The 11,047-nt window shown below is 58.1% G+C and carries 11 protein-coding genes and 1 pseudogene; 8 read left to right on the forward strand and 4 right to left on the reverse strand.

Annotated elements, in window-relative coordinates:
* Window positions 1-356 precede the first annotated feature (356 nt).
* Window positions 357-800 carry a hypothetical protein gene (locus tag WAO69_RS01235; RefSeq protein ID WP_422175925.1) on the forward strand — a complete coding sequence of 148 codons (444 nt, stop codon included), beginning with the start codon at window positions 357-359 and terminating at the stop codon, window positions 798-800.
* Between the two features lie 24 nt (window positions 801-824).
* Here WAO69_RS01235 and WAO69_RS01240 read toward each other — a convergent pair whose 3' ends face one another.
* Complete coding sequence (locus tag WAO69_RS01240) at window positions 825-2,561, reverse strand: acyl-CoA dehydrogenase (protein ID WP_422175927.1); 1,737 nt, start codon at window positions 2,559-2,561, stop codon at window positions 825-827.
* Window positions 2,562-2,688: 127 nt separating this feature from the next.
* Between WAO69_RS01240 and WAO69_RS01245 the strand changes: the two genes are divergently transcribed.
* The 7 genes from WAO69_RS01245 to WAO69_RS01275 all read left to right on the forward strand — a co-directional run bounded on the left by WAO69_RS01245 (window position 2,689) and on the right by WAO69_RS01275 (window position 7,468).
* Window positions 2,689-3,303 (forward strand): ribonuclease D, encoded by a 615-nt coding sequence (locus WAO69_RS01245; protein ID WP_422175929.1) that lies wholly within the window; start codon window positions 2,689-2,691, stop codon window positions 3,301-3,303.
* The gene (locus WAO69_RS01250; RefSeq protein WP_422175931.1) at window positions 3,300-4,262 is read left to right on the forward strand and encodes a KpsF/GutQ family sugar-phosphate isomerase; all 963 of its coding nucleotides are present in this window, start codon (window positions 3,300-3,302) and stop codon (window positions 4,260-4,262) included. The genes WAO69_RS01245 and WAO69_RS01250 overlap by 4 nt, the downstream gene beginning before the upstream one ends.
* A gap of 9 nt (window positions 4,263-4,271) precedes the next feature.
* A complete protein-coding gene (gene lptC / locus WAO69_RS01255) occupies window positions 4,272-4,877 on the forward strand; it encodes an LPS export ABC transporter periplasmic protein LptC (protein WP_422175933.1) in 606 nt (201 codons plus the stop codon).
* Between the two features lie 2 nt (window positions 4,878-4,879).
* Window positions 4,880-5,365, forward strand: a complete 486-nt coding sequence (locus WAO69_RS01260) for an LptA/OstA family protein (protein WP_422175935.1) — start codon at window positions 4,880-4,882, stop codon at window positions 5,363-5,365.
* Entirely contained in the window at window positions 5,365-6,123 is a 759-nt protein-coding gene (gene lptB / locus WAO69_RS01265; RefSeq protein ID WP_422175937.1) for an LPS export ABC transporter ATP-binding protein, read from the forward strand. Before WAO69_RS01260 ends, lptB begins: the two co-directional genes overlap by 1 nt.
* Before the next feature lie 260 nt (window positions 6,124-6,383).
* Entirely contained in the window at window positions 6,384-6,953 is a 570-nt protein-coding gene (gene hpf / locus WAO69_RS01270) for a ribosome hibernation-promoting factor, HPF/YfiA family (RefSeq protein ID WP_422175939.1), read from the forward strand.
* Between the two features lie 50 nt (window positions 6,954-7,003).
* Complete coding sequence (locus WAO69_RS01275; RefSeq protein WP_422175941.1) at window positions 7,004-7,468, forward strand: PTS sugar transporter subunit IIA; 465 nt, start codon at window positions 7,004-7,006, stop codon at window positions 7,466-7,468.
* A 7-nt stretch (window positions 7,469-7,475) separates the two neighbouring features.
* Here the strand turns inward: WAO69_RS01275 and WAO69_RS01280 are convergent, their stop codons facing one another.
* From WAO69_RS01280 to WAO69_RS01290, 3 genes and pseudogenes are all read right to left on the reverse strand, one after another.
* Window positions 7,476-8,906, reverse strand: coding sequence for a nodulation protein NodH (locus tag WAO69_RS01280; protein WP_422175944.1), 1,431 nt, complete (start codon window positions 8,904-8,906; stop codon window positions 7,476-7,478).
* A gap of 6 nt (window positions 8,907-8,912) precedes the next feature.
* On the reverse strand, window positions 8,913-10,610 hold the full coding sequence (locus tag WAO69_RS01285) for a beta-1,6-N-acetylglucosaminyltransferase (protein WP_422175946.1): 1,698 nt from the start codon (window positions 10,608-10,610) through the stop codon (window positions 8,913-8,915).
* A pseudogene (locus WAO69_RS01290) lies at window positions 10,607-11,047 on the reverse strand (glycosyltransferase family 2 protein); the annotation flags it as partial. The gene WAO69_RS01285 and the pseudogene WAO69_RS01290, both read right to left, overlap by 4 nt.

Below are 11,047 nucleotides of genomic sequence, written 5' to 3' on the forward strand. Positions count from 1 at the left end.
GTCAGATTCAGTCCAACCTCGAGTTCTTCCCCGAAGACCTGTTCCGCGGCATGTTCGCTGAAACAACCGGATTCGCGGCCCGTGTCATTGATGATCTCTAAAGCACCCACCGGGCGATCCGCCCATACCAAGATGATTGACCCAAAGTCATGACCGTCACGTTTACCCCCAGCGTCCTGACCATCAACCCTGGAAAGCTGGAGTACCACACGCTGGAACCCCACCTGACATGGACGGTTTGGTGCGCACAGAATCTTCCGAAAGCGGTAACGGAAAAGATCGTATATCGCCTGAAGACTCTCTTGTGCCGCAAAGGCGTTTTCAGCGGGGACTGGGATGACAAGAAACACCCGTTCATGATGCGTGAAGAATTCCTGCTGATTGCGGATCTGAACAGTGTTCTGAGCGACTTTAGAAGTTCGCTTTGGTACGCGCAGGGCCGCGATGCAATCGCGCGTGGGCAGCGGTTTTCTCACAAGGACCGCGTTGCAACCACTCTGCCCGAGCTTGACGAGATTTTCTCGGGCTACCTCGTTCCGCTGCTGGAAACGATGCAGCGTGATGGATATGTGCAGCGCCCCGGAACCGACCTGCCCGAGGCGATGATTGGCCGGGACGGCACTCTGATCAAGACCGCCCATGGCACACATCGTCTGGCTTCGGCCAAAGTATGCGGGGTGACCCAAGGCTTTCCCGTCAAGGTCGTCGGAGTTCATCGTATCTGGCTGGACAGCCTGCCAGACAAGAACCCCGATCAGATCAAGAGCGCGCTCAAACAGATCGAGGCTGCCTATCAATAGGTCTCCCTGTCTGGGTGGATGTGCTCAGAACCAGGTCTCGGCCATGTCAAACGCGCTTTGGTCATTGGCCATCAATGTCTCGGCCCAGCCCTTGGTGCGCACCAGTTCACGCGCATAAAAATAGCGTGCGGCCTGGCCTTTGCCTTGCAGGAACGGGCTGTCACCATCGCGGGCGGCGACACGCCGCGCGGCTTGCGAAATGCGCAGCCACATCCAGCCCATCACAACATGGCCCATGCAATCCAGAAACAGGGTCGCGTTCGCCAAACCGCGTTCTGGTGACGCCATGATCTGAGCGGAAAGGTGCATTGTGACGTTTTCGATACGATCAACCGCCTCGGCAAGCGGTGCTGCGAATTCCGACCCTTCGGCGGCCGCGATGTCGGCGCGCATGGCGGCCAAAAGCGCCTTGAACGAAGCCCCGCCGTTCATCATCACTTTGCGGCCCAGAATATCCATGCCTTGAATGCCATGCGTGCCCTCATGGATATGGTTCAGCCGGTTATCGCGGTAATACCGCTCGACATGATAGTCGCGCGTATAGCCCGCTCCGCCCAGCACCTGAATGGCGTGTTTGTTTGCCTCAAGGCAGAATTCGGAAGGCCATGACTTGGTGATGGGCGTCAGCATCTCCAGCAGAATGCCCGCTTCTGTATCCCCCTGACGCTCGCGGTCCACAAGACCGGTGCAGAAGATCGACAGGGCCAAAGAGGCCTCGACCGCCGCTTTTTGCGCCACAAGCAGACGCCGCACATCCGCATGTTCGATAATCGCCAGTTGCGGGCTGAGCGGGTCTTTGCCCGTGGGCGAGCGGCCCTGCGGGCGTTCGCGCGCATAACTGAGCGACGCCTGATAGCCCGCCTGACCCAATGCGGTGGCACCCATGCCAACGCCGATCCGCGCCTCGTTCATCATCTGGAACATATAGCTCAGGCCCTTGTTTGGCTCGCCCAGCAACTCGCCAATGCATGCGCCTTGGTCACCGAAATTCAGCGCGCAATTCGTGGTACCGCGATATCCCATCTTGTGGTTCAGACCGGCAAGCGTGACGTCGTTGCCGCTGCCATCCGCGCGCAGCTTCGGAACGATGAAAAGCGAAATCCCCTTTACGCCGGCAGGTGCCCCCGGGATCCTGGCCAGAACCATATGCATAATGTTTTCGCTGATCTCCTGCTCACCGCCGGAAATCCACATCTTGTGACCCGAGATGGCATAGCGCCCGTCTTCCATGGGGTGCGCGCGCGTGGTGATATCCGACAAAGACGATCCCGCCTGCGGCTCGCTCAGGCACATTGTGCCAAAGTACCGTCCTTCGGCCATGGGTTCGAGATAACGCTTTTTCTGATCCTCAGATCCGAAAGACTGGATCAGCCGCCCCGCACCGACAGTCAGCAACCCATATCCGGCAAGCGAGATGTTGGAGGCCGAAAACACGAACGCCGCCGCCTGATGCACCGTTTCCGGCAACCCCATTCCACCGCTTTCCGGCGCAAATCCAGAGCCTATGAAACCGGCTGCCACCTGCGCGCGCACCGCGGCAATCGCCTGATCCGGAATCACCGCGCGCCCTTCGACATACCGGGGTTCATTCTCATCCAGCAGTTTGCCCAGCGGCAGGAAATGATCGGTCGAGATCTGATCGGCGGTATCCAGAATACCCATGACCGCCTCGCGGTCGATCTCGGTACCGTCAAGCAGCTCTTCAAGCCGGGCCACCTCAAACAGCTGAAACAGCAGATCATCGCGATCATAGGCACGCATGGGTATCCTCCTCTTTGGGCGGACCATATGTCATGGGACAGGCCTCTGCCCACTCTGACCCTGCGGCAGTTGTTTTCAGAAGGCAAAGACCGTATCTGGACACGATCAACGGCAAGGACATATGCGCGTGGCAAACCACCTCTATCAGAACGACCTGCCCGACGGGCTGGACCTCGGCCCGGTTGTGGCGATTGATTGCGAAACAATGGGTCTCAATCCCCATCGCGACAGGCTGTGTCTGATCCAGATGTCAGGCGGCGATGGCAATGCACATATCGTGCAGGTATCCAAAGGCCAAAGCGCAGCGCCCAACCTCTGCGCGATGCTGGAAAACCCTGAGGTTCTCAAGATCTTTCATTTCGGCCGGTTCGACATCGCGGCCCTTTACCATGCGTTCGGCGCGCTGACCGCGCCGGTCTATTGCACGAAGATCGCCAGCCGCCTGATCCGAACCTATACCGACCGGCACGGGCTGAAGAACCTGCTGCAGGAAATGCTGGGCATCGATATCTCAAAGCACCAGCAGATGAGCGATTGGGGTGCCGCAACTCTGACCGAGGCGCAGTTGGATTACGCCGCATCGGACGTTCTCTACCTGCATCAGTTGATGGCGCATCTGAACGCCCGGCTCGAGCGCGAAGGGCGCAGTGACCTGGCGCAATCCTGTTTCGACTTCCTGCCGACCCGGGCAAGACTGGATCTGGAGGGGTGGCCCGAAACGGACATCTTTGCGCATACATGAGCACGTTTCAGGATACCGCCCGCCAGGTCATCAAAGCCGAGGCTGAGGCGCTTGTGACCCTGGCCGAAAGCCTGGACGAACAATTCGATGCGGCCGTGACCAAGATCCTGGAAACCAAGGGCCGGGTCATCGTCACGGGCATTGGCAAATCCGGACATATCGCCAGAAAGATCACCGCCACTCTGGCCAGCACCGGAACGCCTGCGCAATTCGTCCATCCTGCCGAGGCCAGCCACGGCGATCTGGGCATGATCACGCGCGCCGACACTGTGCTGGCCATCTCGAACTCGGGCGAAGCTCCCGAACTGGCCAATTTGCTGGCCTATGCCCGGCGCTTTGACATCCCGCTGATCGGGATGACGAGCCGGATCGGCAGCGCCCTGGCCAGCCAGTCGGATATCGTTCTGCCCCTGCCAACCGTAGGCGAAGCCTGTGGCACCGGTGTGGTGCCCACATGTTCGACAACCATGACGCTTGCCCTGGGCGATGCATTGGCGGTGGCCCTGATGAAACATCGCAGCTTTACGGCTGAACACTTCCGCGAGTTTCATCCGGGCGGCAAACTGGGCGCACAGCTCAGCCGTGTGCGCGATCTGATGCATTCAACAGATGAACTTCCCCTTGCCAAAAGCGGCACCGCGATGAGCGATGCCCTCTTGATCATGAGCGAAAAAGGCTTTGGCGTGGTCGGTGTGACGGATGCCGATGGTCGCCTTGTGGGCATCATTACGGACGGAGACCTCAGACGGCACATGGATGGTCTGCTGGAGCGCAATGTGGACGAGGTCATGACACATCATCCGCGCACGATTGATCCAGAGTCTCTGGCGGAAAAAGCCGTCGCCATGATGTCTCTGCCGTCGCCGCAGATCACCTGTCTGTTTGTTGTGGATACCGCGGGCAATCTTCCTGTTGGTCTGATCCATATCCATGACTGCCTGCGCGCAGGCCTTGGATAGGGGGCACATGTGGATCGCTATTCCCGTCTTGTCGCGTTCCTGAAGGTACTTCTGCCTCTGACCGCGCTTGGATTGCTGTCCACTCTGTTTCTTTTGTCGCGCAGCGTCGATCCGAGCTCGACCATCCCGTTTGGCGAAGCAGAGATCACAGAGCGTTTGCGCGAGGGACGCATCACCGGACCCCATTACTCGGGAACAACGCCCGGGGGTGACCAGATCACCGTGACAGCCACCTCGGCGAAACCGGGTAGTCTGGGGTCACTCGCAGAGGCGGATGGCCTGCGTGCCCAGATCGACTTTTCAGGTGGTGGCAGTCTCCGTCTGAGCGCTCAGACGGGGACATTTGATCCGGAAAATGACATTGCGCGGTTCAGCGGCGATGTGCTGATTGAAACGGCAACGGGCTATACCCTGACCACGGACGCACTTGAAACCCGGATCAAGGGGCTGGGTGCGCGCAGTGATGGACCGGTCGAAGGCGATAGTCCGCTGGGGCACTTGCAGGCAGGGCAGATGGAGCTCACATCGAATAACGACACCAACAATGCCCATTTGCTTTTCAAGAACGGGGTTAAGCTGGTATACGACCCCAAAGATACGAAAGATGCTCCGTGACAATGTTGCGTGTTTTGATTGCATGTGTGGGTTTTCTGACAGTGGCCAGCGCGTCATTGGCGCAGGAAACACGCGTTTCGTTTGGCTCACTTCAGGTGGATCCGACATTGCCTGTCGAGGTCACAGCCGATGCGCTGAATGTCGATCAGGAAACAGGCGAAGCCGTGTTTGATGGCAATGTGCTGATCGCACAGGGCGACATGCGCTTGTCCGCTCCGCGTGTTCTGGTTGTCTACAACACGGAAACAAGCGCGATTGCACGCATGGAAGCCACAGGCGGCGTGACATTGGTCAACGGGCCGGACGCCGCCGAATCAGAGCGTGCGGACTATACGATCGACAGCGGCGTCATTGTCATGACGGGCAATGTTCTTCTTACCCAGGGACCAAGCGCGCTGACGTCCGACAAGATGACCGTGAACCTGTCAACCGGATCTGCCCAGATGGTTGGGCGGGTGAAAACCATCCTGCGCAGCGGCGATCAGTAGTGCCGCGCCCGGACCTGAAAGTCACCCAAGGGGCCGGCGGCTTGCGCATCGAGAAGCTGCGAAAATCCTTCCGCAAGCGTCTTGTGATCCGGGATGTGACGATGTCACTGGATCAGGGAGAGGTGGTCGCACTTCTGGGCCCCAACGGATCCGGCAAGACAACGACCTTCTACGTCATTGCCGGGCTGATCTTTCCCGAAGCCGGCAAAGTCACGCTGGATGGGCAGGATCTGACCTCATTGCCGATGTATCGCCGCGCGCGGCTTGGCATCGGATACCTTCCACAAGAGATGTCGATCTTTCGCGGCCTGAATGTCGAAGACAACATCTCGGCCATTCTCGATATCTCCCAGACGGACCGCCACAAAAAGCGCGAGCGCCTTGAGGAGTTGCTCTCGGAGTTCTCGATCGAACACCTGCGCCGCGCCCCTGCTCTGGCTTTGTCAGGCGGAGAACGCCGCCGAGTTGAAATTGCGCGCTGCCTTGCCGCAGACCCCAAGTATCTGCTTTTGGATGAACCCTTTGCAGGCGTTGATCCGATCTCGGTCGGGGATATTCGGAATCTTGTCGCTGACCTCAAAAAACGGGGAATCGGCGTATTGATCACGGACCACAATGTGCGCGAGACCCTCGAAATCGTGGATCGCGCCTATATCCTGCACGATGGGCAGGTATTGATGTCCGGCACCCCCAAAGACGTGGTGGAAAACGAGAACGTTCGCAGGGTCTATCTTGGCGACAGCTTTCGCATTTCCTGACAGCGGGATTTCACCGGGAGGCTCAGATTTCGTGAGCCGTCGCATCGCTTTTCATTGACAGATCGGGGTCGCATCGCCTCAAATGAAACCATGGTTCTGCAATGGTCCCAGTCGATTGTTCCCGTCCTCCGTTCGCGGACAGGGACAGATCAAACTCAAGATCCGCGTGGCACCACACCACCCAATCAAAGCTGAAAAATCACGAGCCCCGGATCAACCGGGGTCGGCAGGTTTTTAGCGATCAATGTGAAGGAGACCACATGCGCTACCAGATAACTGGAAAACAAATCGATATCGGTGCTGCGCTGCAGACCCATGTCGAAACCGAACTTGGGACGATCGTTGAAAAATACGCTGAACGGCCCACCGATGCGAATATCGTGTTTTCCAAATCCGCGTATGAATTCGTCTGTGAAGCAACCGTGCACCTTTCCACCGGTCTGACGGCTCAGGCAAAGGCTCATGCCACCGAGATCTACGCAGCTTTTGACGAGTGCTCCGAGAAAATGGAGAAGCAACTGCGGCGCTACAAGCGGCGGCTCAAGGACCACCACAAGGACCGCGTGGAACCTGTTGAACTTTTTGGTGCGTCCTCGTATATCCTCGCCTCGGAAGAAGTCAGTGATGAAAATGAGCCGGAATCGCTCCAACCGATCATCGTGGCAGAGATGCAAACCAAGATACCGTCCTTGTCGGTTGGGGAAGCTGTAATGCAGATGGAGTTGGCAGGGGCACCGGTTCTTGTCTTCAAGAACGAAAGCAAAGACAGGGTGAACGTCGTGTATCGCCGGGATGACGGCAATATCGGATGGATTGACCCGGGAAATTAACCGACTATTTGGGAACGCCCGTTACAAGCGGCGGCATGGAGCAAATTCGGATGGAACTTTCCAGAATCCTCAAGCCCGAGGGCGTCAAGGTCCTGTCGACGGTCTCGAGCAAGAAGAGACTGTTTCAGGATATCGGAGATCTGGCCAGTTCGGTCTATGGTTTGCCTACGGGTGCAACCGTGGATGCTTTGTTGGAACGCGAAAGCCTTGGCCCCACCGGTGTGGGCCATGGCGTCGCCCTGCCCCATGCCCGCATGGACGGGCTTGAGGCAGTTTCCGGCATCTTTGTGCTGCTGGAAAAGCCGATTGATTTTGGCGCAGTCGATCGCCAGCCGGTGGACATCGCCTTTGCACTCTTCGCCCCGGAAGAGGCAGGTGTGGAGCACCTCAAGGCGCTGGCGCTTGTGTCGCGCACGCTGCGCGAACCTGCGCTTTGCGCCAAGCTTCGCGCCAATACTGACGCGGCCACTCTCTATGCTATTCTGACAGAAGGCAGGTCGGTTCAGGCCGCCTGATGTTGCCTTAGCGTTTCCGCCAGGCCCCGAAGCCGAACTGCATATAGTCGCGCTGATAGACATCAGCAGCCTGCGCTTCCAACCCGTCGTCGTAAATCTCTGACAATTGATAGGGCGTGTCGGCATCCGGCACACTTGGAACAGGTGTCGGCGTGCAACCGACTTTGGCTGCAAGGGCGGGCAGGTCCGTCATCATCTCATCGGCACGGATAACCAGATCAGGCACCGCAAACTCGCTGAAGCCCTGAAGAAACTGGGCCTGTGAACACCAGAAAGCATCCACACGCAAAGCTGTCTGGCCTGCCAGATTGGCTTTGATGAAATCAAGGAACGCTGAAAACGCAGCGCGGTGATCCTGAGCCGAGTATCCCTCATCTGGCATCTCTTCAGGGATGGGCAGGTTGAAGTTCTTGCGCAGGCTACGGCGGATTTGCGCATAGTTGCCCGAACCGGTCGACAGAATCTTTGAACAAAAGGCGTGATGCGCCCGCTCCAAGGGATGCGGCAGCACGGTAAAGCGGCGATGACCGGGGTGGCTGCGCATCCAGTTGCGCAGATCCTGCTGGTTCATCTTGCGGATCAGATCACGGCGCGAGACGCCATCAAGGGCGGCCAGCCACGCCTCGACCTGGTGTTCCGGCCCGCCCTTGATCGGCAGATACATCAGCGGAGCGTCTTTCGCCGCGACATAGCTGGGCACGGCGGCCCCGCGCCTGGGTTCGAAATTTGGCGTGCGGGTCAGGTTGAACTGATCCATCCGGGCCAACGCATCCTGCATCTGGCCGGGATTGGCGACCTTCTCGGTCAGTGGTTGCGGGTTCTGCCGTTTGAGGTTCTTGGACAGACCTTCCAGTTGCGCCTCGACACCCAGCCATTTGGCCAGACCGTTCATCACCTCGATGGATTGCAGGTCTTCATAGGCGACATAGAACGGGGTCTGTCCACTTGTCTGAAGCCGGTTCAGCAGCATGACCTGAAACTCTTGCAACGCATCCACATGGGCGGCGAATTCATCGGGGTCAAAGCGCGCCTTGGCCTCTTTGCGCTTTTGCCCATTCGTGAGTTTCCCCTGACCTGTGGCCTGCGAGATCTTCCACGAGACGTATCTGTCCACCGGATTGCGCGTCAGGATGATCTTGGCACAGCCCGGATCGTCCAGAATCATGTCCAGAACCCGAGGATCGTGATCGTGGAAGTACCGAAACCCGCCCAGCAAGGCGGGCTGACGTTTGATCATGGACAGCAGGCGGATCGGGTCCGCGTCCCTCTCGGCCAGAGTGATGCCCAGAACGTCATCATGCGTCGGATAGCCGATGAAATGGGGGTTGAACGCCTCTCCATAGCAGGTGACGCCGTCAAAGGCGTTCAGATTGGTCTCAAGGAAATTCGATCCTGTGCGCATCTCGGCAAAGACCGTGAAATATTCAAAGCGCGCCATTGCGGATCACCTGACCAGATAGGGTTTGCGCGGCTGCGGCGGTTTGTTGACCGGCACGGGATTGACCGGAAAATCCCCCATCAGATAGGGATGCATCCCCTGGTTCTTGAGGTTCTGCAGGAACTGGCCGAACCCATCCAGATTGACCATCTTGGGTGCCTCTGAAAGCCGGCGGTCATGCACGGTGCCAATCTCATCGAGGATGGTTTGCAAAGGCTCCATTGGGGCTTCGATGAATTCCGCCATTGTCCAGATTCGAATGCGCGCCTTGGAATGGACGGAACGAAGCACATCCAGATGTTTGCTTTCCTTGCGCTGAAGATCCGCCGCTTCGGCCCTCAGATCGGCAAAATTGCGATTGGTGCGGAACAAGGGCACGGCCCAGGCCCCCGAAATGACCGAGATCTGTGCATTCGGGTCTCTTGCCAAAAGCGAACCGACTTTCTGGTTGTCACCAGGGCCATATTGGAACACTTGCCGTTCGCCGCGCGTGTTCCAGATCAGGCTTGTCAGAAAGGCCTTGGGTTCATAATCGCGGGTCTTGGCGCTATCGCTCAGACAGCCGTTGATCATGCTCTGCCCGCCCGCGAACTCGGCACGTTCCTTGGCAAAGAGATGGCCATGCACCCGCGCACCCGTCGACTTGAACAGCCAGGTTTCAAAATCCTCGAACAGTTCGGAAAAGCCTTCAAACACCGAGTACGGGCTGCATGTGACCCCGTTTTCCCAGTCCTCGTTGGGAAAGCGGCTGTGCATGTAAAGGCCGGGTCGCCCCCGGGTACGTCGCTCGACAGCCTTGGCGAAAATGCGGTCAATCTTGCCGGGGCTGGGTTCTGTCTGTTTCGCCTCACTGTCACGGGCTTCAAGAAAGACCTCATAAAGCCGCTTGGCCCGAGGCCAGATCTTGCGCGCGACAAAACAATCGGACCTGCGCAGCAATTGCAGGTGATCATCGTAAAAGATGTGCGGCTTGCCCTGGAAATCGAACTTGGACAGGGTCAGCGACCGGCTTTCGATGTTGCCGGAGTAAAGCCGCACAAGTGTCTGGAAATAACTTTCGTCCGGGATCCAGACCTGGCTGAAATATGCGTCGTAGCGTTGGCGTTCGGGATCTTGCAGAATGGCGGACAGAGTCTGTCGGGTCAGGCACCACCACTGGCTGCCCATATGTGGCACAAGGCCTGACGGCAAGCGGCGTTTCAGGCGCAGTCTGCGCTGTATATCCACACTGAGGTCGAACAGGGCACGATGCCGTTTCCACGAAAACGGAAACCGCAAAGTAAAGCGTTCTTCATCGAGGCCACCCATTGTCCAAGGCACATCAGCCGTCGTCGCGCTTTCGATGAAATCCGTGCGCGGACTGCCCGCAAGATACTCGACCAGTTCCCTGACCGGGCGCAGCGGCAGACATGAACCAGAGGTCAGATAGACATGGCTGACGTCTTCATAACCTGCCAACATCAGCTCGCAAGCCGACTGCGTAGCCGCAACCAGACCCCACCGGCCCCATTCGCATCTGTGGCGCTTGGAAAACCGGATCAGCGGGTCTCCGGACAACGCATCCTCAAACGCGCGGTAAGCCTTTCGCGAGACGTTCTGATCGACATGGATCACGACCGGACACCCTGCGGCGGTCCAATGACGGGCAACTTGTTCGGCCCTATGCAGCGCAGTATGCACCAGCATGACAATCCCGACCGTCATGCCCAGTTCCCTTTGGACATCAGGCCAAGGATCTCGAGTTGGCGCCAGTTGATGTATTTCTCGCTCCACTTGCACCACAGCTCGGGGTTCTCGGCGAGCTGCTCTGCATAGGCACGATACTCGACCGAGGCCGAATAGTGTTGCTTGCGATCCAGCTCCTCTTTGGCCTTTTGGGTAAACGTGTCGATGAATTTGGCATGCAGCAACACGCCCGATGCTTTCTCCCCCCCCCCCATTCGTCATACACAAGGTTCAGACCACGCGGCAAAAGCATGTGTGTGGAACTGACATAGACATATCGACTGTCCCACTTCACCAGCGGGATCTTGTTCAGCGCAGGGGCCAGAGCGGGTTTGTCAGGAAAGAACACACGGCTGCGCGGGCCGCCCTGAATCCAGAGATTGCCGAAGCGCTTGTTCTTTTTCATCGTGTAGTTG

Origin of the sequence: Aestuariivita sp. (assembly GCF_049276915.1) — a bacterium.
In the GTDB taxonomy this organism is placed as follows: domain Bacteria; phylum Pseudomonadota; class Alphaproteobacteria; order Rhodobacterales; family Rhodobacteraceae; genus Aestuariivita.